The organism is Variovorax sp. ZS18.2.2 (assembly GCF_024701975.1).
GTDB lineage: Bacteria > Pseudomonadota > Gammaproteobacteria > Burkholderiales > Burkholderiaceae_C > Variovorax.
The window spans coordinates 299,845-324,149 of the sequence record NZ_JANLNM010000005.1; the positions used below are offsets into that span (position 1 = coordinate 299,845).

Below are 24,305 nucleotides of genomic sequence, written 5' to 3' on the forward strand. Positions count from 1 at the left end.
TCAGAACGCCTTGATGAGCTGCACGTAGAGGCGCGGATTGCGCCCACCGCCGTCGGTCTGCGCCGGCGGCGTGCCGGCGCGCCAGGCGAGCGTGGCGTTGATCGAGAAATTGCCCGGCCGCGACCAGCTCACGCCCACGCCGTAGCCGCGCAGGCTGTGGCTGTTGGCGCCATCGGCGAACGTGGGGTTGCGCACGATCTTTCCGTGGGCGGCGTCGTAGAACAGGAAGGGCGTGAACTCTTCGTTGAGCGACCAGCGCCACTCGGCCGTGCCGATCACGCCCTGGTCCACCAGCAGCTCGCCCGAGGGGTACGCACGCACCGCGCGCGCGCCGCCGAGCGCGAGTTTTTCGGAGCCGTCGAGGTTCTTGCTGGCCCACTGCCCGCCGACAGAGAGGTACAGCGAGTGGCGCGGCACGATGGTCTGCAGCCGCGAGAGCTGGAAGCTCAGCTTGGTGAAGCCGCCTTCGGTGCGGTGGCCGCCGATGCTCTGGTCGGCCAGGCGGCTCTCCGGATCGCGGATCGAGAGGTTGCCGTGGTAGAGCGTGCCCGAGCTGGCCCAGTAGCCGCCGCCGAACACCTCGTCGCGGCGCTCCCAGGTCCAGCCCGCGCTCAGGCCATGGATGCGCTTGCGCGAATTGCTGTTCACGATGCCGACCTCGTCGGTCAGGTCCTTGATGTCGGCGCCCAGGCGCAGGAACAGGTTCTGCTGGCGCTGGCGGATCAGCGGGTAGTTGAGCGAGAAGTCGAGCACGTTGGCGCGGCCGCGCGCCTCGTAGTCGGCGAACTGGCCGCCGAGCTCGTAGTTCACGCGCGCCAGGCCCACCCCGGCGCGCAGGCCGCTGGTGCCGATGGGTGCCTCGTACGCGATGCGGCCGAACTGCAGGTCGTTGCTGTCGGACACCATCAGGCGCATGTCGAGGTTGTCGCCGATGCCGAAGGGGCTCAACCAGCGCGCGGTGCCGCCGACGCGATAGCGCCCCGATTCCTTGGTGCCGTGGTTGTCGGCCTCGGCCGTGAAAGCCCAGCGCGGCGCGGCCGCCACTTCGACCGAGAGGTCGGTGGTGCCCGGCTGCGTGCCTTCCTGCAGGCCCGACGACACCTTGACGCCGGGCTGGTCCGACAGCAGCAGCATCGCGCGCTCATAGCGCTGCGCGCTGACCGCTTCGCCCGGTTGCAGCGGCGCGAGAAAACCGCGCACGCGCGCTTCACTGAGCGCCGCATCGGGCGCGACGACCACGTCGACCTTGCCCATGCGCCCTTCGATCACGCTGATCTCGACGATGCCGTCGCGCACCGTCTGCACGGGCACGATGGCCTGCGCGAGGAAGTAGCCGCGTTCCTTGTAGCGCGCGGTGATCGCCTGCGCGAGCCCTTCGAGATCGCCCAGCGTGACGTCGCGGCCGATGTAGGGCGTGGTGATCGATTGCAGCTCTTCGTTGGTCAGTGCCTTGACGCCGTTCAGGCGCAGGTCGTTGAGCTTGAACGTCGTGCCGGCGGGGCGCGGCGGTGCGGGCAGGCTTTGCGGCGCAACGGTGCCTGTCGCCTGCGCGAGCGGGCGGTCGCAGGTGCCGCACGGGTCCTTGGTCGGGAGCAGTTCGGTGTCGCCGGCGTCGTTGACCGTGGCGGCTTGCTGTTCAGCCTGTGCCTGCTCTTCGGCATGCGCGCGATCCGCAGCCATGAAGAGGACGGCCGACACCAAAGCGCCGGTGGCCCAGGCGATGGGACGCAGCGCACTGCGTGGAGCGAGGGCGATGGAGCGGTTGCTGTTCATGGCATTGCGCATGGTTCAGCTCCCCACCGTCAGGCGCCAGTTGCCGATCAGGTTGAACGGCGCCCAGAAGAAGGGATGAGACATCTTGGGGTCCTTCAACACGGCCAGTTGCCCGGCCTGCATCGCTTTCTGCAGGTCGCGGCCCTTGGAGAGTTCGCCGTAGAGCGTGCTCATGAGCACCGCGGTCGCGTCGTCCGACACGGGCCACAGCGAGGCGATCAGGCTGGAGCTTCCCGCCGAGAGGAACGAACGCGTGAAGCCCAGCACCTCGTCGCCCTGCGCGATGCGCCCGAGCCCCGATTCGCAGGCCGAGAGCGTGACCAATGCAGTGCCTTCCATCGGCAGCCCGAGGATCTCGTGCGCTTCGAGAAAATTCTGCTTTCCGCCTTCGTTGGCCAGCAGGATGCGCGAGTACAGCGGATCGACCGCATCGGCCTCGGCGTGCGCCGCCACGTGCATCAGCGGCGAGCGCGCGGCCACGTCGCGGAACTGCGTCTTGGTGGCGGCCGCGCCCATGAACACGGTGTTGCGCGGGAAGAGTTGTGCGAGCTGCTTCACCTCGGTCTCGGCGCCCGGCAGGTCGTACTTGTCCTCGATGCGTGGATTGCCGAAGGCGACCAGCGAGGCGTTCACGCGCGGCGTGCGCTGCGCCAGCTGCACCGCGATGCTCATCGACGGCGCGACCGACACCGGGTGCGTCTCGATCACATAGCGGCCATCCAGCCGCAGCGCCTGGAACGGCAGGTAATGCAGCGGACCGTGCGGCACGATGATCAGGCGCTGCCCCGGCGCGAGGCCGAGCGGCCCGAGCAGTGCGGCGCCGAGCTTGTCGGCGTTGGTGATGGCGGTGCGGCGTCCGCGCACGATGGAGTTGCGGAAAGTCTCGACCAGCTCGTTGAGCTCGTCGCGCTTCACGGCCACCGTCTTCTCCTGGATCGCGCTTGGGCTCACCACCCACACCACCAGCCGGTCGGGCAGCGAGTGGAACTGCACCACGCGCTCGTCGGCGGCCAGCGTGCGCTGCAGCGTGGCGAGGTCGACGGTGCTGGTGGCTTGCTCGCTGACCTTCGCGCGCCCGCGCACCGCATCGAGCAGCGCGCGCGAGCGGCTGTGCTCGCTGACCTCGAAGGCGGCGCGCGCATCGCCCGCGTCGCTGTAGACCGACACGCCGCGCTCGAACACCGATTGCAGGTCCGAGAACAGGCCCATCTTGAATTCTTCGCTGCGGAACCTGGCGCGCACCTTGTCCACGCCGCCGAGCGCCTGGCCCACGGCCTCGGCCGCGGCCTGCTTCTGGCCCAGCGCCATTTCGCTGCGCGCCACGCCGTCCCAGGCCCAGAGGCGGTAGTACTCGGTGTCGGCGCCGACCTGTCGCGCGGTGAGCGCGCGGTACATGTCGCGCGCCTCGGCCGGCTTGTTCTCGGCCAGCAGCAGGCGGGCGCGGGTGCGGTCGAGCTGCGCGGTGAGCGGTGCGTCCTTGGGCGGTGCCATGGTGCCGAGCACTTCGCGTGCCCGTGCGGGGTCACCCGATTCGATGAGCGCGTTGACCAGCGAGGCCTGCACCAGCGGCGCATAGCGCGGCGAGCTGTTGGCCAGCGCCTCGTCGTAGCTGAGCACGGCGCCGGCGAAATCGCCGCGGCGCGTGCGCACGTCGCCGATCACCTTCTGCGCGGGGCCGACCACCAGCTTGGGGTCGCGCGCCGGGTGCTTGAGCGCTTCGCGGGCGAACTCTTCTGCTTTTTCGAGCTGGCCCGAATAGCTGTAGACGATGGCCAGGTCGCGATTGGCCATGGCCATGAGGTTCGGATCGCGCGTGGCGTTGGCCAGGTGCAGCGCCTTGCTCGCGGCGCGGATGCTCTGGCGGAATTCGCCGGCCTCCGCCAGCGCGACGGCCTGGCTGCAGTATTGATAGCCCGAGAGCTTGACCGCGTCCTGCCCGTAAAGCACTGCGCCTTCGCTGGTCAATGCCAGCAAGGTGTCGGTGTCGGCCAGCCGCGCCTGCTCGGCCTTGCCGGCCGCGGCTTCGGCGTTCGGCTGCGCCGAGACCGGGGGGCCGAAGCCCAGCAGAAGAATGCCGGCCAGACCGAGCGCGCCTGCGATTCCCGCACGACGACGTGCAGGGCGCTCCCATCCCCATCTTGAAAACCAAGCCATTGGACCCCCGCACGCGGCCGGTGCACCTGCTGCTGGTGTTGCAACAGATGCTCGACGCCGCGGAAGTGCGCGCCGTTCAGGCCTCGTGGGGAAAGTCTAGGAGGGGGTACCCTCCGCGCCTATTCGCAATACGGTCTAGCGCAAAAGGACTAAGTCATGAAGGCGAAACCGGCGCGGGGGCCGGTTTCGCCGCTTGCTCAATTCACCGTGTGTGCGCCCAGGCCCGCGGAGGTGTCGATGGGGAAGCTGTCCCATTGCACCGACGGATCGAAGGCGAGGCCCGGGTTGCGGTCGCCGGCCTTGATGGTGGGCTTGCGGCGCAGGGTCTGGTTCAGCGTGCTGATGCCGCCGACGCCAGTCCATTCGGTGCCGGGGTCGGTGCCGACCTGGCCGAAACGGTCGATGACCACGCCGGATTTTTCCAGCGTCAGCGCATCGTCGCCATTGAAGTTGATGACGGTGCTGTTGATGACCGTGCCCGGCGGTTTGAAGGCCGCGGTGGCGCCGTTGTTCGCCAGCACCAGCACGCCACCGGCCGGCAGGGAGCCGGTCAACGGCGCAGAGTTGCTCGGCGCGGCCGCACCGTTGGAATACAGGTTGAGGGTGTACAGGCTGAGGTCCACGGCCGACGCGGTCGGGTTGTAGATCTCCAGCGCCTTGTTGGTCGCCGAGCCTTCCACGTATTCGCTGATGAACAGGTCCGGCGCGCCGGGTGGCGTCACCACCACCACCGTGCTGACAGTCACGCCGCCCGACTGCGTGGCCGTCTGGCCGGCCGAGTTGGTGAGCGTGACCACGATGTTGAAGGTGCCCGCGGCCGCGTAGGTGTGCGTGACCACGCCCGTGCCCGGTGCCGTCGTGGCGGCGGTGCCGTCGCCCCAATCGACCGACAGGGAAGTCACCGTGGCCGTGCCTCCGGGCGTGGCTTCCGAGATGTTCACGCTGTAGGTCTCGCCCACTTTCACGGCGGACGGGATCGACGCGGTGACGATGGGTTGCGTCACGGCCGCATCGGCCGCGAGCGTCAGGCCGACCAGCACGGGGTCGTGGTCCGACGCGCGGAAGGGCGTGGGCGCATAGCGGTCGTCGGTGGTGAAGTCGGTGTTGTAGTCCAGCGCGGTCGGCTCGTCGGAATTGATGTGCCAGACGCTCACGCCGCTGACCTGTGTCTTCAGCGAATCCGAGGCGTAGGAGTGGTCCAGCGCACCGGTCTCGCCGCCGAAGACGTAGGTATAGCGGTCGTTGGCGGGCATGCGCTTGAGCAGGCTCTCGTTGCCGACCGCTTCCAGTTCCTTGGTCGGGTCTTCCAGCAGGTAGCTGTTGAAGTCGCCCATCATCAGCACGTCGGCCTCGGTCTGGGGCGCGCCCATGAGCTTGAGCTTGGCGACGAAGCTGTTGAGCGCCTTCGCCTGCTGGATGCGCGCGAGGTTGAAGCAACCCTGCCCCTGGTCGATGTCGCCCGTGCTCGGGCAACTGCCCTTGCTCTTGAAGTGGTTGACCACGAACCAGAAGCCGCCGTTGTTGCCCACCGCGCTGAAGCGCTGGGCCAGCGGCGGCCGTCCGCTGGCTGCCGTGTAGTCGGTCAGGTCCGTGCCGGTCGGCAGCACGGCGTTGCCCACGCGCTGGACCTTCGCGGGCTTATAGAGGATGTCCACCTTGATGGCATCGGTGCCGAACACGCCGCTGTGAACGGCGGCGTAGGTGCCCGCGCCAACCTTGGCGTTCAGGGCTGCGAGCAGGTCGTCCGTGGCCACGTCGGTGTTCTGGATTTCCATCAGCCCGAGCACGTCGGCATCGAGCCCCGCGATGGCGGCCACGATCTTGGCCTGCTGCCGCTGGAACTCATTGAGGTTGTTGGCGCCACGGCAGTTCGCGGCGGCAGCCGGACCCGTGCCGAACGAGCAGCCCTGGCCGGTCTGGCCCGAGGCGGTTTCTCCGTTCAGGAACGTGGTGAAGTAGTTCAGCACGTTGAAGCTCGCGACCTTCAGCGCGCCGTTGACCACCGGTGCGGTGGGCTGGCGCGCATTGGTCTCTGCGAACACCGGTGCCACCGTCGGCTGGATGCGGTAGGCGCCGAAGTTGTGGCTCAGGATGCCGGTGACCTTCTGCGTCGTGTCGCCCATGCGCCGGGTGCCGTCGGTCCCGGGCGCGCTCAGGTAGGGAATGGGGTTCGGGTTCTGCGGCGAGGCGCCGTCGTCCAGCACGATGCGCGAGAGCAGGTTCTGTGCATGCGTGGCGGCCGCGTTGCCGTTGGTGAAGTTGAACTGCCGCCCGTTGAGCGACAGCACCATCTGGCCATAGCGGCCGAGCTCGAAGAGTTCCGTCACGGCGAGCGGCTGCGCGATCTCGACCAGCATGCCTTCGTAGCGCTCCAGCGTGGATTCATCGGCCACCGGCAGCGTGATCTGCGTGGGCGCGATGACGACACCGCTGCCGCAGACGCTGATGGCCAGCGGGTCGCCGCTGGTGCCCGCGATCTGCGTGATGGCATCGGGCTTGGCGCTGGCGCCCGCGGTCTGGCCGAACTCGGTCACGGCGCCCGAGACCTGGACATAGTCGCCCACGGCCACGCGCGTGGCGGCGCCCGGCGCGTACACGAAGATGCCTTCGGAGGTCGCCGGATCGGCGTCGGGCACGAGCTGCTGTACGAAGAAGCCATTGAGCTTGACGCTGGTGGTGCCGGTGTTCTGGAAATCGCCGACGACCACGCCGCGCACGGTCACGGCCTGCGCCGCCATCGGGCTCAGATCGCCCGTGCCCTGGATGGCCGATATGGCCGTGAGCGGCGCATTGGCCGGCACGGCGGCGGAGCAGGTGGGCGGCGTGACCGGTGGGGTTTCCGGCGGTGTCGTGACCGGCGGCGCATTGCCCGAAGGCGGGGGGATCAGCGGGAACGAAGCGCCCCCATTGCCGCCGCCACCGCAGGCGGTCAGCACGAGAGCCAGGGTCAGTGCCAACGTCTTGAACTGCCAGAGTGGCCTCGATGCTGGATGCGTCATGTGGAATTTTTTGAGTGAAGTAAGAAACAGCGGTCGAACAGCGGCTGTTTCTATGGCTCTTGTGTGTCACCTCCAAGAAACGCGGGCTTGGCATGGGTAATTGCGCGGGCTGCCGCAGCCGCCCTTGCGATAGGCAGGACAGGCAGCTCGCACAAGGCGCGGCGCTTCCCCGTCAGCGCGTGACGGCGTGAAGTGCAAGCGAGGATCGGATGAGAGAGTGCCCGGCGGATGAGCCGGATTCGGCGTTCGACCGCCTGCTAGGCCGGCACGGCGTCGATGTTCGCCCGGTCCCAGTGACGATGCTTGGCGATCGCCGCGATGAAGTCGTGCGCGATCTGCGTGGCCGCCGTGCTGTCGCCCAGATTGGTGACCGGTGTGGCCGCCACAATGACGCCCGCGGGCGCGTCGCTGTCCGCTCCGATGCCCAACGTCGAGAGCAGTTGCACGCCCTCGCCCACCGTGCAGATCGCCTTGCAGTGCTTGTAGGCTTCCAGCACGAAGTGCACGGCATCGCCCGTTGCCGCCATCGCGGCCGCGCTGTCGGTGCCGGCCGGCACCAGCACCGCATCGAACATCACCGAGGGCGTGTTGGCGAACGTCATGTCGACATCGATCTGCCGCTTGGACGCACTGGCCACGGTGCCCAGGCGCGGGCCGACGACCTTGCACTGCGCGCCGGCCTGTTCCAGCGCATCGCGGATCGGCTTGAGCGACGCCGAATCGACGCCGTCGGCCACGAGGATCGCGATCTTGCGGGTGCGGATCGAACCGTCGCCCGTGTCGGCCATGCTGAGCGCGGGCGATTCGTCGATCGGCAACGCGATGCGATGGTCGCGAAAGCCCGAGCGGCCCGCCGCCGCCTTGGCATCGGGCTCGCCGATGCCCAGCGGCTCGGCCACGCGGCGCGCGAGCTTCTCGTCCACATGTGCGAGGTTGTCGACCATGCGCTGGCGGATGGCCGGCACCTCGAGCTTGGAAAGCTCGAAGCGGAAGGCCGCGATGATGTGTTCCTTCTCGGGCGCGCTCTGGCTGTTGAAGAACAGGCGCGCCTGCGTGAAGTGGTCGTCGAACGAAGGGCTGCGGCGGCGCACCTTGGGCGTATCGATCTCTTCGGGGAACGACTGGAAGCCGTTGCTGCCGCCATCGACGCGGAACTCGGTGCCGCTGCCCAGCGTGTTGGGCTCGTAGGCCACCTGGCCGCGCGCGATGGTCTGGCGGTGCATGCCGTCGCGCTGGAAGTTGTGGAACGGGCACACGCCCTTGTTGATCGGCAGCTCGTGGAAGTTCGCGCCGCCCAGGCGCGAGATCTGCGTGTCGGTGTACGAGAACAGGCGCCCCTGCAAAAGCGGGTCGTTGCTGAAGTCGATGCCGGGCACCACGTGGCCGGGGTGGAAGGCCACCTGCTCGGTCTCGGCGAAGAAGTTGTCGGGGTTGCGGTCGAGCACCAGCTTGCCGATCTTCTGCACGGGCACCATTTCTTCGGGAATCAGCTTGGTGGGGTCGAGCAGGTCGAAGCCGAGCGAATGCTCCTTGTCGGCCGGAACGATCTGCACGCCGAGCTCCCATTCGGGGAAGTCGCCGTTCTCGATGGCTTCCCAGAGGTCGCGGCGATGAAAGTCGGCGTCCTTGCCGGCGATCTTCTGTGCCTCGTCCCACACCAGGCCGTGGATGCCGAGCTTGGGCTTCCAGTGGAATTTCACGAAGTGGCTCTCGCCGCGGTTGTTGACGAAGCGGAAGGTATGGACGCCGAAGCCTTCCATCATGCGAAGGCTGCGCGGAATGGCGCGGTCGCTCATCGCCCACATCAGCATGTGGGTGGTCTCGGGCATGAGCGAGGCGAAGTCCCAGAAGGTGTCGTGCGCGCTCGCGGCCTGCGGCATCTCGTGGTGCGGCTCGGGCTTCACGGCGTGGATGAGGTCGGGAAACTTCATCGCGTCCTGGATGAAGAACACCGGGATGTTGTTGCCCACCAGGTCGTAGTTGCCCTCGCGGGTGTAGAACTTGACGGCGAAGCCGCGCACGTCGCGCACCGTATCGGCGGATCCGCGCGAGCCCGCGACGGTCGAGAAGCGCACGAAAACGGGCGTCTTCACGTCCGGGTCCTGCAGAAAGTCGGCCGAGGTGAACTGCGACATCGACTTGTAGACCTGGAAATAGCCATGCGCCGCCGAACCGCGCGCATGCACCGCGCGCTCGGGAATGCGCTCGTGGTCGAAGTGCGTGATCTTCTCGCGCAGGATGAAGTCTTCGAGCAGCGTGGGTCCCCGCACGCCCGCCTTGAGCGAGTTGTGGTTGTCCGGGATCTGCAGCCCCTGGTTGGTGGTCAGGTGCGCGGGATGCTCGGTGGTGAAGCCATCGAGCTGCAGCTGCTTGGCGTTGCGGCCGTCACCGGACTTGGTGGTCTTGGTGGCATTGGCGCGGCGACCTGCGGCGGCTTTGTTCTGTGGCGTCATCGGGGACCTGGAATCTTTCATGTCGTGAGGGAGAGATGGGAGAAGGCAGTCAGCCCCACTCAGCCCATTTCGTTGTTGTTGTCGAGGAACATGTCGAGCACGTTGGCCACGGCGACCAGGCAGATGCATCCCGCAACGGCGGCGACGGCCCAGACGAGGATCTCGTCGCCCCACGCACCGGTGAGCGAATCGAACAGGGTTGCGAACTCCATGATTTCCCTCCAAGGAATCAGTCTGAACAGAACCTGAGGTTATGTTTTGCACCGTCTGTTACCCGTAGTGGCGCCCCGCCCTCGCATGTGGGAGGGCGCGCGCCCCGGCGGTAGGAGCGCGACTACGAGGGTTTGCGGGATGTGGCGCGCGGCTTCGGACACCTCTGTCGCATAGCATGGGCCGAAGACGGCACCGATCGTGCTTGTCGTGTTCTCGGCGTCTCACGCGCACCGGTCGCCTCACCGGTTGGTTCATCCAGGGAAGAAATCCAATGCAGATCAGGATCGGATACGACATCCAGCTGGGCGTCACCGCCCCCACCGCGCTGATCTACATGTTGCAGGTGCACCCTTCGCGCGCCGCCGACATCCAGGGCAGCGAGAACATCACCATCAGCCCGCCGCTCATCACCGACCATTACAGCGACAGCTTCGGCAACCAGTGCGCGCGCGTGCATGTGCCGCTGGGGGTGAGCAGCGTGCGGTTGCGCAACCAGGCGACCGTGTACGACACCGGCGCGCCCGACCCGGTCGACCTGGGCGCCATCGAGCATGCGGCGGCCGACCTGCCGGTGGCCGCGCTGCCTTTCGTGCTGCCCAGCCGCTATTGCGAAGTCGACAGCGAACTGCTGCAGTTCGCCTGGGCCAACTTCACGAACGTGGCGCCGGGCTGGGGCCGCGTGCAGGCGATCTGCGACTTCGTGCACAACCACCTGCGCTTCGACTACCAGAACGCCCGCGCCACGCGCACCGCGCTCGAAGGCTATCGCGAGGGCACGGGCGTGTGCCGCGACTTCGCGCACCTGGCGATCACGCTGTGCCGCTGCATGAACATTCCGGCGCGCTACGTGACCGGCTACCTGGGCGACATCGGCATTCCGCCGGTGCGCTTTCCGATGGACTTCAGCGCGTGGTTCGAGGTGTACCTGGGCGACCGCTGGCACACCTTCGATGCGCGCCACAACACGCCGCGCATCGGCCGCGTGGTGATGGCGCGCGGGCGCGATGCGGCGGACGTGCCGATCACGATGGTGTTCGGCGCGAACACGCTGGAGCGCTTCGATGTGACGACGGAGGAAGTGCTGCAGTAGCGACGGGTTTGCTCCTTCCCCCTTTGGGGGAAGGTTGGGATGGGGGCAGGCCTTCGATGAGGCGCTGCGTTTTCTTAAGGCCGTCGTGCCCCCACCCCAACCCTCCCCCAGAGGGGGAGGGAGAAAAACCGGGCACTACTGCGGCTTGTAATCGAGCATCTTCATCGCCGCTGCTATGCCCTTGCGGCTGCGCTCCAGCGCCGCCCACGGCTTGTTGCCCGTGGCGAAGCGCTCGGCCGCGTTGGCGATGGTCCATTGCGCGGCGCCGGTGAGTGCGGGCAACTCGTCCCATGCCACCGGCACCGACACGCCCAGCCCCGGGCGCGATCGCGCCGACCACGCGCTGACCGTCGTCGCACCGAAGCCGTTGCGCAGGTAGTCGACAAACACCTTGCCCACGCGGTTGCGCGGCCCGCTCTTGGCGACGAAGCGGTCCGGAATCGTCTGCGCCAGGTGCACCACCACCGCCTGCGAAAACCCCTTGACCTCGTCCCAACCGTACTGCCGGCGGATCGGCACCACCACGTGCAGGCCCTTGCCGCCACTGGTCTTGAGGAACGAAGGCAGGCCCAGTTCGTCGAGCAGCGTGCGCACCAGCATCGTCGCCTCCTGGATCTGCGGCCAGCCCACGCCCTCGCCGGGGTCGAGGTCGAAGGTCATGCGGTCGGGCCGGTCGATGGCGCGCGAGGTGGCGTTCCAGGTGTGCAGCTCGATGACGTTCATCTGCGCGGCGCCGATGAGCCCGGTCTTGCTGTCGATCTGCAGCAGCGGCTCGTGGCCCGGATCGAGTGCGGGGTCCAGCAGGTTGACGCCGGGTATCTCGCGGTTCTGGATGTGCTTCTGGAAGAACAGCTCGCCGCCCACGCCGTCGGGCGCGCGCACCAGCGACACCGGCCGCCCGCGCAGGTGCGGCAGCATGAGCGTGCCCACCGCGTCGTAGTAGGCGGCGAGTTCGCCCTTGGTGATGCCGCTCTTCGCATCGATCACGCGGTCGGCGTGGGAGATCTTCAATGCCATGGGTGCCTTCGCTCCTTGCTTCTTCGCGGGCGTCGCAGCCGAGGCCTCGGGTTGCGACGCGCGTTCGCGCACGATGCTGCGCGCGGGCTTGTCGGCGCGCAGCCCCTGGAACACCGCCTGGCGCACACGGTCTTCGCGCGTCCATTCGCCGAAGGAGACCTCGGCCACGAGCATGGGTTTGACCCATTGGGCCTTCGCGTTCACACCGTCCGGCGCGGGCTTGAAGGGGCAATCGTCGGTGGCCAACTTGTCCAGCCGCACCTTGATGTCGGCAAGCCGATCCGCGTTGAAGCCGGTGCCTACATTGCCGCAATAGCGCAGCCGTCCCTTGTCGTCGTGCACGCCGAGCAGCAGCGCGCCGAACCCCGCGCGCGCGCCCTTGGGCGCGGTGTAGCCGCCGATCACGAACTCCTGGCGCTGCTGGTTCTTGAGCTTGATCCAGTCGGCCGAGCGGCGCGATACATACGGCGAGCCCTTCAACTTTCCGACGATGCCCTCGAAGCCGATGCGCGCGGACGACGCCAGCAGGTCGCGCGGCGACGCCTCGAACGCATCGCTCAGGCGCAGCGGTGCCGGCGGCCGCTTGCCCAGCAGGCGGGCCAGGTGCGCGCGCCGTTCCTCGACCGGCTCGTCGCGCAGGTCTTGCCCGTCGAGAAAGGGCGCGTCGAACAGCCAGTAGACGATGGACGACGTGGTGCCGCGATCGAAGGCGTTCTGCAGCGCCTGGAAGTCGGGCGCGCCGTTGTCGCCCTCGACGGTGATCTCGCCGTCGAGCCAGGCCGAATCGGTCGGCAGCTTCGCGAGGGCCCTGGCGAGCGCGGGCAGCTTGTCGGTCCAGTCGTGGCCGTTGCGGGTGAAGCAGCGCACCTTGCCCTTGTCGATGCGGGCGAGCAGGCGGTAGCCGTCGAACTTGAGCTCGTAGAGCCAGTCGTCGGGCGATGACGGAGGGGACGCTGCGAGGGTCGCGAGCTGCGGTTGAAAGGTGGCGGGCAACGCGGTCTTTTTCCTGACCGCCTTCTTCGTGGGATTCTTCGCCGCGGCCTTTTTGGCGGGCGCTGCTTTTTTCGGCGGACTGTCCACCTCGTCCACGCCGCGGCCGGTCAGCACGCTCGCGGGCTGCTCTTCGAGCACGTCGTAGTCGGCGAGATCGCGCGCCGCATCGTCGCGCTCCTTGATGAGCAGCCACGGTTCGTGCTTTTCGTCGCCCTTGCCGTGCATGCGCACCAGCGTCCATTGGCCCTTGAGTTTTTCGCCGCGCAGCTCGAACTTGAGCTTGCCGGCCGCCAGCGCCTTGCGTGCATCGCCATCCGGCAGCCAATCGCCTCGGTCCCACACGATGACAGTGCCCGCGCCGTATTGCTTCGGCGGAATGGTGCCTTCGAAATCCGCATACGAAATCGGATGGTCCTCGACATGCACCGCCATGCGCTTGACCATCGGATCGAGGCACGGGCCCTTCGGCACGGCCCAGCTCTTGAGCGTGCCGTCGAGTTCGAGCCGGAAGTCGTAGTGCAGGTGGCTCGCGTGGTGCTTCTGGATGACAAAGGAGAGCACGCCCTTGCCCGCGCGGCCGCCCGCCTTGGGCTCCGGCGTGCGCGAGAAATCGCGCTTGCCGTGGTAACGGGAAAGCGCCTTGTGCGCGGTCGATGCGGTGCGGGTCCCCATGGCACAGATGACGAAGGCGCCTCAGGCCGCGCGGCGGTGGCGAGTGGTGGTCTTCGATGCCGTTTTCGAGGCGGCCTTTGCGGCAGGCTTTCGCTTCTTCGCCGCCGGCTTGGCGCGGGGCGCGGGCTCATCTTCTTCCTCGTCTTCGTCGTTGGCCGCGGCCTTCGTCTTCCCGCCCTTGTTGCGCAGGCTGCGCTGCAGCAGTTCGGTGAGATCGATGATCTTGGCGCCCTTGCCCTCGGTGGACTGGCCCTCTTCTGGCTCGGGCTGCGTCACGGTTTCCGTCTGGCCGGCCTTCACCTTGCGGTCGACCAGCCGCAGGATTTCGTCCTTGAACTCGTCCTTGAATTCCATCGGCTCCCAGTCGCCGCTCATGTCCTCGACGAGCTGCTTGGCCATCTTGAGTTCGCGCTCGGTGAGGCCCGCTTTCTTCGCGTCTTCGGACGGCAGCGGCAGGTCTTTCCACGGCCGGATGTCGGCGCCCCAGCGCAGCAGGTTCAGCACGAGGCCAGGGCCGACGGGCACCAGCACCGCGAGATGCTGCTTGGTCTGGATCACGACGCGGGCGACGCCCACGCGCTCGCTGCGCTGCAGCGTCTCGCGCAGCAGTGCGTAGACCTTGGCGCCCTTGTTGATCGGCGCCACGTAGTACGGCCGCTCCAGGTACACGAACGGAATGCCGTTGGCCGGCACGAATGTCTCGATCTCGATGGTCTGCGTGGTCTTGGGGTAGGCGGCCGCGATTTCCTTGTCGCTGAGCACCACGTACTCGCCGTCTTCGTACTCCACGCCCTTGACGATGTTCTCGCGCGCGATTTCGCGGCCGGTCTTCTTGTTGATGCGCTTGTAGCCGACCGGGTCCATGCTGCGCTTGTCGAGCCAGTCGAAGTCGATGCCGTGGTCGGTGGTGGCCGAATAGAGCGCCACCGGGATGTGGACGAGGCCGAAGCTGATCGCGCCCTTCCACAGGACGCGCGGCGCGGGGGCTTTTTTCGAGACGGGCATGGGCACACTCCTTCAGATTCGGAATGTGTGCCGCGCCCCTGGCCGCGCGGTGTAGGAACGCGGCGTCAGGCCGTGACGGCCACCGGCCCGAGCACGCGTTCGCTCGGGTGCGCGAAGTAGAACCACTCGGCGCCCGGCTGTGCCAATGCGTTGGGGAACACGATGAAGCCGTCGTCGGGTGCGCTCAGCAGCGTGCCGTCGTGCCGCATGCCGATCGGCTCGCCGCGCTGCACCTCGTCGAAGGTGGCCCAGTCGCGCACGAAGCTGTCTTCTTCATGCAGGCGATCGGTCACGCTGGCTAGGCGCAGCAGCTGGGGCTGCGCCGATGCGGCGGGCAGGCCGGCCGGCAGCGGCGCCATGCCGAGCAGCGCGAGCGTGCGGCGGATGGCGCGCCACGCCACCTCGGGCGCCTCGGGGTCCTGGTGCTGGCCGCATTCGAGCGTGACGCCGTAGCCGCCGCAGCTGCGGATGTATTCGTTGGTGCCGCGGCCGAAGTCGAGCGCGGCTTCGTCGGCCGGCGCGCCGCCCGCGCGCTGCGCAAGGCCCGCGGCATAGATGTCGAGCCAGCCTTCCACCACGATCGGCGTGCCGATGTGCAGCGCGAGCTGGCCCTCTTCGTGCGAGCGGGCAAAGGGCTCCAGCGTGCCGGTGTTGTCGCGCGGGCCGATCATCGCGAAGGCCTCGCCCTCGCTCTGGAAGGAGTGCAGGTCGAGCAGCACCTCGTGGCGCGCGATGACGGGCGCCAGGCGGTTGGTGATGCGGGCTTCGTAGTCGGCGGGTTCGTCGGTCGGGCGGAACAGGCGATTGAGGTTGCGCTCGCCTTCACGCTGCAGGCGCCGGCGCGCGAGCGGGTTGGCCACGGGCACCAGCGTCAGTTCGCCGCGCTGCAGTTGCAGCGTGCCGGCATCGAACTCGGCCAGGATGCGCTCGACGCCCGCAGTGCCGCAGGTCTCGTCGCCATGCACGCCGCCGATCACGAGGAAACGGGGGCCGGGGTGGAGCGAGGCGAAGGTGTGGATGCGCAGGCTGTCGGTCGCCGCGCCGGCAAAAGGATCGGAAGACATGCGGGGGATTATTGCGGAGGCCTCTCATCGGGCGCAAAGCCGCTATCCGTTTCATAGCACCCGAGCGGCCACCTACAGGGCCTGCCTTGCATGTCCTACCGCCTGCGCGCCCTCGCCGGGGCAGGCTTGCCTGCAATGCCACGAAGGAGCCATCGCATGACCAAAACCCAAAGCAAGACCCCGCCCACCGACCCGAAAGCCCCATCGAAGGACGCGGGCGGCGGCAAGACCAAGGTCGAGCAGGGCGGCGAATCGGCGCCCCGCCTGCCGCACGAGCACGACCAGTCCTCGGACAGCCAGCAGACCCAGGACGGCCAGCCGCCCAAGGTAGGCCGCCAGGCGCACGACGACGTGGAACGCGGCGTGGTCGACACCGACCGCGGGCCGGAGGCCGACCGCGTCTACAACGACAAGGTCAGGCGCTGACGCCGGCCAGTTGCTTGCGCATCTCGGCGATCACCGCGCCATAGTCCTTGGCGTTGAAGATCGCGCTGCCGGCCACGAAGGTGTCGGCACCGGCCGAGGCCACGCGCGCGATGTTGTCGGCCTTGATGCCGCCGTCCACTTCGAGGCGAATGTCCCGCCCGCTCTGCTCGATGCGCTTGCGCGCGAGTTCGATCTTGCGCAGGGCCGAGTCGATGAAGCTCTGGCCGCCGAAGCCGGGGTTCACGCTCATGATGAGGATGAGGTCGATGTCGTCGATGGCCCAGTCCAGCGCCTCCAGGCCCAGCCCCGGGTTGAACACCAGCCCCGCCTTGCAGCCCGCGGCCTTGATGGCCTGGATGCTGCGGTGCACATGGGGCGATGCGTCGGGGTGGAAGCTGATGTAGTCGGCGCCCGCTTGCGCGAAAGAGGCCGCCAGGGCGTCGACCGGCTGGATCATCAGGTGCACGTCGACCGGCACCGGGGTGCCGTCCGCCTTCTTGGCGTAGGGCTTGAGCGCCTGGCAGATCATCGGGCCGAAGGTCAGGTTCGGCACGTAGTGGTTGTCCATCACGTCGAAGTGGATCCAGTCGGCGCCGGCGGCGATCACGTCGGTCAGTTCCTGGCCGAGGTGGGCGAAGTCGGCGGAAAGGATGGAGGGGGCGATGCGGAACGGGGTGCTCATAACCCCGGATTCTCGCAGCGAGCGGAAATCCGAGGAAAGGCCTCCGTTACCATCCGCCCCATGTCACACAGCCCCTTCAGCGTCCAGGTCGAGCCGCGCTACCTGGCCGACCAGTCCTCCCCGAAGGACAACATCTACACCTTCTCCTACACGATCACCATCACCAACGTGGGCACGGTGGGCGCGCAACTGATCGCGCGCCACTGGCTCATCAACGACGCTTCGGGCCATCCGCAGGAAGTCAAGGGCCTCGGCGTGATCGGCCAGCAGCCGCTGCTGGCGCCCGGCGAATCGTTCCGCTACACCAGCGGCTGCCGGCTGCAGGCCGCGAGCGGCACGATGCATGGCAGCTTCTTCGTGGTGAGCGAGGAAGGCGAGCGCTTCGACGTTCCGGTTCCCATGTTCGTGCTTGAGGCCGACATCGGCGGCGCCCCGGTTTCCCGCGTGTTGCACTAGGCACGCCCCTCTTTCCCCCGCTCCCCCATGGCTGCTGCATCGCGCGACTTGCAGGGGCTGCTTGCCGGCCTCGACCCCACGGCCGATGTGGCGCAGCGCCACATCTGGCTCATCAACCTCTTCGACTGGCTGCGCGGTGACCGCGCATCGCCGCAGGCGGCCATGGGCCGCGTGTCTCTGCTGCTCGATGCCGTCGAGGCGCGTCCCGAACTGCGCGAGCGCCTGCGCGCCTGGTGGCGCGTGTTCACGCAATCGGTGGACCTGACCACGCTGCTGGCCGACTACGGCTTCGCGCCGCGCACCGCCTTCGTGAGCGAACTGAGCGAACGGCTGCGCCGCAAGATCCTGCCGGGCACGCCCGAGACCACCGATGCATCGGACCTGTTCCGCATGGTGCTGCCCGGCGTATTCGACGCGGGCTGGATCGCGCTGCTCGACGAAACCCAGCTCGCCCGCATCGGTGCGCTGCTGGGCGATGCCAACGTGGATGCCGACGGCTCACCGCGCTGGCGCCACACGCTCATGGACGCGGTCACCTACTGCGGCAGCCAGGTGGTGGCGGCGGGTTTCTCGCCCGAGCTGCGCCTGCGCATCAGCGCGGATCACCACGAAGCACGCCCCTTCCACGCGCTGATGGCCGACCTGGACGAACTGCGCGAGCAGATGTTCGAGCAGCCCGCCGGCGCAGAAAGCGAAGAAGCCCTGCAGGCCGCCTTCGTGGCCTTCCGCGACCGGCTCGACGCCTGCCGCGCCAGCGCCTCGTCGGTCTACACGCACCTGGAGGACAACGGCATCTCGGTGGGCCTGGTGTTCCGGCTGCGCCAGTTGCGCGAGCGTGTGCTGCGCATCCGCGAACTGCTCGACTGCCTGATGTCGCCCTCGCCCGCGCCCAGCGTGGCGCGGCTGATCGGCAAGCTGGTGCTGGCGGGCGGCGAGCGCAACAGCATCCGCGCGCTCATCGCCACGAACTCCTCGATGCTCGCGGCCAAGGTGACCGAGCGCAGCGCCGAGACCGGCGAGCACTACATCACCCGCGACCGCGCAAGCTACCTGCAGATGGTGAAGAAGGCCGCGGGCGGTGGCGCGCTCACCGCCGTGACGGTGCTGCTCAAGTTCGGCATCTATGCGCTGGCGCTGTCGGCCTTCTGGGCGGGCCTCGCCTCGGGCCTGATGTATGCGGCGAGCTTCGTCGCGATCCAGCTGCTGCACCTCACGCTCGCCACCAAGCAGCCCGCGATGACGGCGCCGGCGCTCGCGGCGCGGCTGCGCGACATCAAGGCGGACGGAGCGGTGGACGATTTCGTCGACGAGGTGGCCAACCTCGTGCGCTCGCAGGTGGCCGCGGTGCTGGGCAATGTGCTGGTGGTGGTGCCGGCGATGGTCGGTCTCGCGCTTCTGGTGCAGTACGCACTCGGTCGGCCGCTGCTCGACGCGGCGCATGCCGCGGCCACGCTGCATTCGCTCTCGCTCGCCGGTCCGACCGCGCTTTTCGCGGCAATCACCGGCATCCTGCTGTTTTCGGCCAGCATCGTCGCCGGATGGACAGAAAACGCCTTTGTCCTGCATCGCCTGGACTCCGCCATGCGTTACAACCCACGCATCGGCGCCTTTCTGGGTGCCGCCCGGGCCCGCCGCTGGGCCACCTTCATGCGCACACACATCTCAGGCTTCGCCTCCAACATCTCGCTGGGACTCATGCTGGGCCTCCTGCCCGCGTTCGCGGGTTTCTTCGGGCTCGGGCTGGATGTGCGTCACGTGACACTCTCGGCCGGGCAAATTGCCGCGGCCGCGGCGTCCACGGGCCTGTCGGTGCTGCAGCAGCCCGCCCTCTGGTGGGCGGTGGCGGCGATCCCGGTGATCGGCGCGCTCAATGTGAGCGTGAGTTTCTATTTCGCTTTCCGCCTCGCGCTGCGCGCGCACAGCGTGAGCCTCGGTGACCGCGCCCGCATCCGCAGCGCCATCTGGGCGCGCTGGCGCAGCCGGCCTGTGAGCTTCTTTCTACCTGCATGAATTTGACGAGCTTCATCAACGATCTGCTGGGTTTCTGGTCCGAATGGGTGCGCCCCTCGGCCGGCCTGCCCACCGTGCTGTGGTCGCTGCTGCTGGCGGCCGCCGCCGCCTCCGGCCACCTGGTGCGACGCTACCTGGGGCTGCCCAAGGTGATCGGCTATTCGCTGGTCGGCGCGGTCGTCGGCTTTGCCGGCTTCGAGGGCGCGATCTGGCCGCTGCGCGGCATCAGCCTGTTCCTTCTGGAGCTGGGCGTGGCCGTGGTGCTGTTCGAGGCCGGTGGCCGGCTGCCGCTGCGCTGGTTCCGCCACAACCCGATGGTGCTGGTGCAGAGCCTGCTCGAAGCCACGCTGACCTACTTCGGCGTGTACTGGGTGCTCACGCTGCTGGGCCTGCCCGAGCCGGTGGCCAATCCGATCGCGTTGATGGCCATCGTCGCCTCGCCGGCGGTGCTGAGCCGCGTGATCATCGACACCCGTGCCGCGGGCCCCGTCACCGAACGCGCGATGACGCTGGCCACGCTCAACACCTTCTATGCGCTCGCGCTCGGCTATGCGCAGGCCGGCCTCATCGAGCGCGCGCCGCAGACCTTGCTGCAGAAGCTCTACCCGGTGGCGGTGGTGCTCGGCCTCTCGTTCGTGGTCGGCGCGATCATGGCGCTGGCCCTGCGCACCGCGCTGCGCGTGATGAGCCCGACGAGCGAGAACACCTCGATCCTGCTGCTCGCGCTCATCGCGGCCGGCGCGGCGCTCACCGCGCACGTCGGCGGCTCGGCGCCGCTCGCGGCACTGATCGGCGGCGTGCTGCTGAAAACGCTCAACCCCAAGCCCTGGGCCTGGCAACGGCAACTCGGCACCGCGGCCTCGCTGCTCACCATGCTGATGTTCGTGCTGGTGTCCATCGTGGCGGCGCAAGCCGACTGGACGCTGCCGGTGGCCAGCGTGGTGCTGGCCGTGATCGGCGTGCGCATGGTCGCCAAGATCGCCGGCGTGGCCATTGCCAACCCCGGCAGCGGCGCGAGCTGGAAGCAGGCCTTCTGGGTCGGCTGCGCGATGTCGCCGCTGTCGTCGATCGCGCTTCTGATCGCATCGAATTTCGCCACCGCGTCGCCGCTGCTCGGCACCATGATCACGCAGGTCGCCCTGCCGTCGATCCTGCTGATGGAGCTGGTGGGCGCCGTGCTCGCCACCGTGGCCATCCATGCGGTCGGCGAGAGTTCGGTGCCCTGGGCGCCCCAGGCCTTCAGCACCACCGAGGACACGCAGCGATGAGTACCGCTCTTCCCACTACATCCACCACCATCGACCCGGACAGCGACGACGTGCGCTCGGCGCCACTGGCGGCCGATCCCGAGAGCCGCGCGGTCAAGCTGGAGCCCTTCAACAAGTCGGAGGCGCTGTCGCTCGGCGTGGAGCTCGAGCTGCAGTTGGTCAACACGCACGACTACGACCTCGCGCCCTACGCCGAGGACATGCTGCGCCTGATGGCGCAGACCCCGCTGCCCGGCAGCGTGGTGCCCGAGATGACCTCGAGCATGATCGAGATCTCCACCGACATCTGCCATTCGGCGGCGGACGTGATCAAGCAGCTCTCGCCGATCCGCGAGGCGCTCATCAAGAACGCCGACAAGCTCAACATCGCGGTGGTCGGTGGCGGCACGCATGCGTTCCAGCAATGGCACGAGCGGCGCATCTACGACAAGCCGCGCTTTCGCGAACTCTCGGAGCTGTACGGCTACCTGAGCAAGCAGTTCACCATCTTCGGCCAGCACGTGCACATCGGCTGTCCCGATGCCGATGCGGCCTTGCTGATGCTGCACCGCATGTCGCGCTACATCCCGCACTTCATTGCGCTGTCGGCCTCGTCGCCCTTCGTGCAGGGGCAGGACACGCAGTTCGACTCGGCGCGCCTGAACTCGGTGTTCGCGTTCCCGCTTTCGGGCCGCGCGCCGTTCACGCTGAGCTGGAAGGAGTTCGAGGCGTACTTCGAGCGCATGACCCGCACCGGCGTCGTGCGCAGCATGAAGGACTTCTATTGGGACATCCGCCCCAAGCCCGAGTTCGGCACCATCGAGATCCGCGTGTTCGACACGCCGCTCACAGTGGAACGCGCCGCCGCGCTCGCGGGCTATGTGCAGTCGCTCGCCGCATGGTTCCTGCAGGAGCAGCCCTTCGAGCCGACGGAAGACGACTACCTCGTCTACACCTACAACCGCTTCCAGGCCTGCCGCTTCGGGCTCGATGCGGTGTATGTCGACCCGGCCAGCGGCCAGCACATGCCGCTGCGCGACCACATCCTGATGACGATGACGCAGCTCGAATGGCACAGCGAGGCGCTCAACGCCACGCAGGCGCTGGGCGAACTGCGCACCAGCGTGGAAACCAACCGCAATGACGCGCGATGGTTGCGGGAGAAGCAGGGGAAGGAGCGGTTGCTGGCGGAGGTGGTGCGGCAGGCGGCGCTCAGGTTCCGCGGCGCGGCCTGAATCCGTTTTGCTCCTTCCCCCTCTGGGGGGAAGGTTGGGATGGGGGCAGGCAGAGCGCCCAATGGATACGCCGCGTGCCCCCACCCCAGCCCTCCCCCGGAAGGGGAGGGAGAAAAACCCGCCCCACGCAGCGCTTATGCTCCACCCCCTATGGGTGAATTCGACCTGATCACACGCTATTTCAAGCGCCCCGCCAAGCGCTCCCCGCTGGGCGTGGGCGACGACTGCGCATTGCTCGCGCCCGCGCCGGGCATGCAGCTCGCCGTGTCCTCCGACATGCTGGTCGAGGGGCGGCACTTTCTCTCGACCGTCGAGCCTGTAAGGCTCGGCCACAAGGCGCTGGCGGTAAACCTCAGCGACCTCGCGGCCTGCGGCGCGAAACCGCTGGCCTTCACGCTCGCGCTCGCCTTGCCGGGCGTGGACGAGCACTGGCTCGAAGGCTTCTCGCGCGGTCTCTTCGCGCTCGCGGACGAACACGGCTGCGAACTTGTGGGCGGCGACACCACGCGCGGCCCGCTCAATATCTGCATCACGGTGTTCGGCGAAGTGCCCGCCGGCGCGGCGCTGCTGCGCTCGGGCGCACGGGCTGGCGACGACATCTGGGTCAGCGGCACGCTCGGCGATGCGCGGCTGGCGCTCGAAGTGTTCCGCGGCACGATCGCGCTGCCTGCCGAGGTGTTCGCGCAAGCCCGCATGCGGATGGAACAACCCGCGCCGCGCGTGGCGCTGGGGCAGGCCTTGCGCGGCATCGCCTCGTCGGCGGTGGATGTGAGCGATGGCTTGGTCGGCGACCTGGGCCACATCCTCGGATCGAGCAACGTGGGCGCCACGCTCGATGTGGATGCGGCCGTGGGCACCGTGGCTGCGGCAGGCACGCCCGATCTGAGCGTCGAGATGCTGCGCACCTGCGCGCTATCAGGCGGCGACGACTACGAGTTGGTCTTCACCGCACCGCCCTCGGCACGCGCAGCCGTCGAACAGGCCGGCAAGGACAGCGCCACGCGCGTGACGCGCATCGGCCGCATCGATGCCGAAGCCGGCCTGCGCATCGTGGACGCAAGTGGTGCGCCGGTGGCGCAGCGCTTCGGCTCGTTCGACCACTTCGTCTGATCAGCTTCCGCGCACCACCGCCTGCATCTTGCGTTGCGCGGCATTGATGGCAGCGGACTGGCCATTGAGGTTCTGCAGCATCTTGTTGAGCTCCGCCTGCAAGGCCGGATCGGTCACGGTCACCGACGCGCCGGAGATCTGGATCTTCGACTTGTTCTGCTGCAGGAACTCGCCCACGGCCAACGCGCCGTCGAAGGTGGTGTCGAGCGCGGGGAACACTTCCTTGAATGTGGCGGCCGGCGTCGAGACGGTCTTCTCGTAGGCCTTGTCGTAGACCTGCTTCAGGTCGTCGGGCTGCTTGAGCTGCGCGCGCGCGGCATCGGCCTTGGCCAGTTGCTGGTCGAGTGCGGTGCGCAGGCCCGCGAGGCCTTCCTTCGCGGCCTTGAGGTCGTCGCGGCGCGTCGCCAGGTCGCCGATGGAGCGCAGCGCGCCCTTGGCCATGACCTCGCCCATCGGCTGGCTCACGGACTTGTTCATGCCCTCGGTGAAGTCGGTGATCACCGCGTAGTGCTGGGCGTAGTCGCCGAAGGACTTCTTCTGCTCTTCGCTCGGAGACGGCACGCGCAGGCCCGGCTTGTCGAGCACGCGGGTCTGGAGGAATTCGATGAAGGCGGTGCGCTGCTCGGCCTCCTTGTTGCCGCAGGCCGCGAGCACGAGGCCGAAGGCCAGGACGAGCGACAGGGCGCCCATGCGTTGAATGAAAGCTTTCATGGGACGGGCCCTCCCCGATTTGTGTGGATCGAAAAATTATAGGGAGCGCTTGATGGCATCGATCAGCGCGCGCGCCGCGACCGACAGCGAGTGGCCGCGCTTGGTGACCACCGAGATGTCGCGCGAGACACGCGGCGCGCTGAGCACCTTGATCACAAGGGACGGCTCGTTCGCATCGCGCGCAAAGGCCGAGGGCATGATCGATGCGCCCATGCCGCTGGCCGTCATCCAGAGCGCTGTAGACAGAAAGGACACCTCGTTCACGACGTCCAGCGCCACGCCGGCGTCCGCCGCGGTGCCGTCGATCAGCGGGCGCACGCCGTAGCCAGGGCGCACGGTGATGACGGGGTGGCCGGCCAGGTCGATCCATCGCACCACGCGCGCCTTGGCCAGGGGATGGTCGTTCCTGCACACCAGCGCGAGGTGGTCGCGCATGAGCCGCTGCACCTCGACCTCGGCGCCGGGCCGCTCGGGCGTGCCGATGCCGAAGTCCACGTGCTCGCCGAGGATGCGCGAGATGAACTGGTCAGGCGCGCAGTCATTGACCATCACGCGAACTTTCGGATGCTCTTCGCTGAAGCAGCGGATCGCCGCGGGCAGGAGGAAGGTGGCGAGCGTGGGCGTGATGGCCAGGGAGACACGCCCCCGCTCGAGCGTGCTGAGCTCGCGAAACCCGGTCGAGAGCGAATCGATGTCGCGCAGGATGCGCTCGGCCATGGGCAGCATTTCGTTGGCCGCCGCAGTCGGCTTGAGCGAACGCGTGGTGCGGTCGAACAGGCGCGTGCCCAACCCTTCCTCGAGCTGGCGGATCAGCATGCTCACCGCGGACTGGGTGACGAAGAGCTTCTGCGCGGCCGCACTGAGCTTGCGCAGGTGGTGCACCGCGAGAAACGCACGCAGCTGGCGAATCGTCGGGCTGAACGTAGGACCGAAGTTTTCATTCATAAGGTGAATTGATATTTGATACGAAATTTCTGGATTTACGAATGAATTTC

Annotated in this window: 18 protein-coding genes; 7 read left to right on the top strand and 11 right to left on the bottom strand. The window is 67.9% G+C overall.

Features of this window, described 5'->3' with window-relative positions; genetic code table 11:
• From NU688_RS20705 to NU688_RS20725, 5 genes are all read right to left on the bottom strand, one after another.
• The gene (locus NU688_RS20705; RefSeq protein ID WP_257862677.1) at nucleotides 1–1,785 is read right to left on the bottom strand and encodes a ShlB/FhaC/HecB family hemolysin secretion/activation protein; all 1,785 of its coding nucleotides are present in this window, start codon (nucleotides 1,783–1,785) and stop codon (nucleotides 1–3) included.
• A 3-nt stretch (nucleotides 1,786–1,788) separates the two neighbouring features.
• Entirely contained in the window at nucleotides 1,789–3,927 is a 2,139-nt protein-coding gene (locus tag NU688_RS20710) for a CHAT domain-containing protein (RefSeq protein WP_257862678.1), read from the bottom strand.
• A 197-nt stretch (nucleotides 3,928–4,124) separates the two neighbouring features.
• Nucleotides 4,125–6,926: an ExeM/NucH family extracellular endonuclease gene (locus tag NU688_RS20715; RefSeq protein WP_257862679.1), complete on the bottom strand. Its 2,802-nt coding sequence runs from the start codon at nucleotides 6,924–6,926 to the stop codon at nucleotides 4,125–4,127.
• Nucleotides 6,927–7,183: 257 nt separating this feature from the next.
• Nucleotides 7,184–9,379, bottom strand: coding sequence for a catalase HPII (gene katE, locus NU688_RS20720; protein WP_374684666.1), 2,196 nt, complete (start codon nucleotides 9,377–9,379; stop codon nucleotides 7,184–7,186).
• Nucleotides 9,380–9,438: 59 nt separating this feature from the next.
• Complete coding sequence (locus NU688_RS20725) at nucleotides 9,439–9,591, bottom strand: hypothetical protein (protein WP_257862681.1); 153 nt, start codon at nucleotides 9,589–9,591, stop codon at nucleotides 9,439–9,441.
• A gap of 272 nt (nucleotides 9,592–9,863) precedes the next feature.
• On the opposite strand from NU688_RS20725, the gene NU688_RS20730 reads away from it, so the two are divergent.
• Nucleotides 9,864–10,682 (top strand): transglutaminase family protein, encoded by an 819-nt coding sequence (locus NU688_RS20730; protein WP_257862682.1) that lies wholly within the window; start codon nucleotides 9,864–9,866, stop codon nucleotides 10,680–10,682.
• 135 nt (nucleotides 10,683–10,817) lie between these two features.
• Here NU688_RS20730 and ligD read toward each other — a convergent pair whose 3' ends face one another.
• From ligD to NU688_RS20745, 3 genes are all read right to left on the bottom strand, one after another.
• On the bottom strand, nucleotides 10,818–13,364 hold the full coding sequence (ligD, locus tag NU688_RS20735; protein WP_257862683.1) for a DNA ligase D: 2,547 nt from the start codon (nucleotides 13,362–13,364) through the stop codon (nucleotides 10,818–10,820).
• Nucleotides 13,365–13,385: 21 nt separating this feature from the next.
• Complete coding sequence (locus tag NU688_RS20740; RefSeq protein WP_257862684.1) at nucleotides 13,386–14,369, bottom strand: Ku protein; 984 nt, start codon at nucleotides 14,367–14,369, stop codon at nucleotides 13,386–13,388.
• Nucleotides 14,370–14,434: 65 nt separating this feature from the next.
• Entirely contained in the window at nucleotides 14,435–15,433 is a 999-nt protein-coding gene (locus tag NU688_RS20745) for a succinylglutamate desuccinylase/aspartoacylase family protein (protein ID WP_257862685.1), read from the bottom strand.
• A gap of 156 nt (nucleotides 15,434–15,589) precedes the next feature.
• On the opposite strand from NU688_RS20745, the gene NU688_RS20750 reads away from it, so the two are divergent.
• Nucleotides 15,590–15,859 (top strand): hypothetical protein, encoded by a 270-nt coding sequence (locus NU688_RS20750; RefSeq protein ID WP_257862686.1) that lies wholly within the window; start codon nucleotides 15,590–15,592, stop codon nucleotides 15,857–15,859.
• On the opposite strand, the gene rpe is transcribed toward NU688_RS20750, so the two are convergent.
• Nucleotides 15,849–16,541, bottom strand: a complete 693-nt coding sequence (rpe, locus tag NU688_RS20755; protein ID WP_257862687.1) for a ribulose-phosphate 3-epimerase — start codon at nucleotides 16,539–16,541, stop codon at nucleotides 15,849–15,851. The genes NU688_RS20750 and rpe overlap by 11 nt on opposite strands.
• Before the next feature lie 60 nt (nucleotides 16,542–16,601).
• Here rpe and apaG point away from each other — a divergent pair, with 60 nt between their 5' ends.
• The 5 genes from apaG to thiL all read left to right on the top strand — a co-directional run bounded on the left by apaG (nucleotide 16,602) and on the right by thiL (nucleotide 22,599).
• Entirely contained in the window at nucleotides 16,602–16,997 is a 396-nt protein-coding gene (gene apaG, locus NU688_RS20760; RefSeq protein WP_257862688.1) for a Co2+/Mg2+ efflux protein ApaG, read from the top strand.
• Nucleotides 16,998–17,024: 27 nt separating this feature from the next.
• Nucleotides 17,025–19,007 carry a site-specific recombinase gene (locus NU688_RS20765; protein ID WP_257862689.1) on the top strand — a complete coding sequence of 661 codons (1,983 nt, stop codon included), beginning with the start codon at nucleotides 17,025–17,027 and terminating at the stop codon, nucleotides 19,005–19,007.
• The gene (locus NU688_RS20770) at nucleotides 19,004–20,275 is read left to right on the top strand and encodes a cation:proton antiporter (RefSeq protein WP_257862690.1); all 1,272 of its coding nucleotides are present in this window, start codon (nucleotides 19,004–19,006) and stop codon (nucleotides 20,273–20,275) included. The genes NU688_RS20765 and NU688_RS20770 overlap by 4 nt, the downstream gene beginning before the upstream one ends.
• Nucleotides 20,272–21,489, top strand: a complete 1,218-nt coding sequence (locus NU688_RS20775; protein WP_257862691.1) for a YbdK family carboxylate-amine ligase — start codon at nucleotides 20,272–20,274, stop codon at nucleotides 21,487–21,489. The genes NU688_RS20770 and NU688_RS20775 overlap by 4 nt, the downstream gene beginning before the upstream one ends.
• 150 nt (nucleotides 21,490–21,639) lie before the next feature.
• On the top strand, nucleotides 21,640–22,599 hold the full coding sequence (gene thiL / locus NU688_RS20780; protein ID WP_257862692.1) for a thiamine-phosphate kinase: 960 nt from the start codon (nucleotides 21,640–21,642) through the stop codon (nucleotides 22,597–22,599).
• Here thiL and NU688_RS20785 read toward each other — a convergent pair whose 3' ends face one another.
• Together NU688_RS20785 and NU688_RS20790 are read right to left on the bottom strand one after the other, a co-directional pair.
• Complete coding sequence (locus NU688_RS20785) at nucleotides 22,600–23,310, bottom strand: DUF3053 domain-containing protein (RefSeq protein ID WP_257862693.1); 711 nt, start codon at nucleotides 23,308–23,310, stop codon at nucleotides 22,600–22,602.
• A 36-nt stretch (nucleotides 23,311–23,346) separates the two neighbouring features.
• Nucleotides 23,347–24,255, bottom strand: a complete 909-nt coding sequence (locus NU688_RS20790) for a LysR family transcriptional regulator (RefSeq protein ID WP_257862694.1) — start codon at nucleotides 24,253–24,255, stop codon at nucleotides 23,347–23,349.
• Nucleotides 24,256–24,305: the final 50 nt, after the last annotated feature.

Coding starts and splice junctions, on each gene's coding strand:
- NU688_RS20705 (WP_257862677.1), bottom strand. CDS start 1,785: ATGCGCAATGCCATGAACAGCAACCGCTCCATCGCCCTCGCTCCACGC.
- NU688_RS20710 (WP_257862678.1), bottom strand. CDS start 3,927: ATGGCTTGGTTTTCAAGATGGGGATGGGAGCGCCCTGCACGTCGTCGT.
- NU688_RS20715 (WP_257862679.1), bottom strand. CDS start 6,926: ATGACGCATCCAGCATCGAGGCCACTCTGGCAGTTCAAGACGTTGGCA.
- katE (WP_374684666.1), bottom strand. CDS start 9,379: ATGACGCCACAGAACAAAGCCGCCGCAGGTCGCCGCGCCAATGCCACC.
- NU688_RS20725 (WP_257862681.1), bottom strand. CDS start 9,591: ATGGAGTTCGCAACCCTGTTCGATTCGCTCACCGGTGCGTGGGGCGAC.
- NU688_RS20730 (WP_257862682.1), top strand. CDS start 9,864: ATGCAGATCAGGATCGGATACGACATCCAGCTGGGCGTCACCGCCCCC.
- ligD (WP_257862683.1), bottom strand. CDS start 13,364: ATGGGGACCCGCACCGCATCGACCGCGCACAAGGCGCTTTCCCGTTAC.
- NU688_RS20740 (WP_257862684.1), bottom strand. CDS start 14,369: ATGCCCGTCTCGAAAAAAGCCCCCGCGCCGCGCGTCCTGTGGAAGGGC.
- NU688_RS20745 (WP_257862685.1), bottom strand. CDS start 15,433: ATGTCTTCCGATCCTTTTGCCGGCGCGGCGACCGACAGCCTGCGCATC.
- NU688_RS20750 (WP_257862686.1), top strand. CDS start 15,590: ATGACCAAAACCCAAAGCAAGACCCCGCCCACCGACCCGAAAGCCCCA.
- rpe (WP_257862687.1), bottom strand. CDS start 16,541: ATGAGCACCCCGTTCCGCATCGCCCCCTCCATCCTTTCCGCCGACTTC.
- apaG (WP_257862688.1), top strand. CDS start 16,602: ATGTCACACAGCCCCTTCAGCGTCCAGGTCGAGCCGCGCTACCTGGCC.
- NU688_RS20765 (WP_257862689.1), top strand. CDS start 17,025: ATGGCTGCTGCATCGCGCGACTTGCAGGGGCTGCTTGCCGGCCTCGAC.
- NU688_RS20770 (WP_257862690.1), top strand. CDS start 19,004: ATGAATTTGACGAGCTTCATCAACGATCTGCTGGGTTTCTGGTCCGAA.
- NU688_RS20775 (WP_257862691.1), top strand. CDS start 20,272: ATGAGTACCGCTCTTCCCACTACATCCACCACCATCGACCCGGACAGC.
- thiL (WP_257862692.1), top strand. CDS start 21,640: ATGGGTGAATTCGACCTGATCACACGCTATTTCAAGCGCCCCGCCAAG.
- NU688_RS20785 (WP_257862693.1), bottom strand. CDS start 23,310: ATGAAAGCTTTCATTCAACGCATGGGCGCCCTGTCGCTCGTCCTGGCC.
- NU688_RS20790 (WP_257862694.1), bottom strand. CDS start 24,255: ATGAATGAAAACTTCGGTCCTACGTTCAGCCCGACGATTCGCCAGCTG.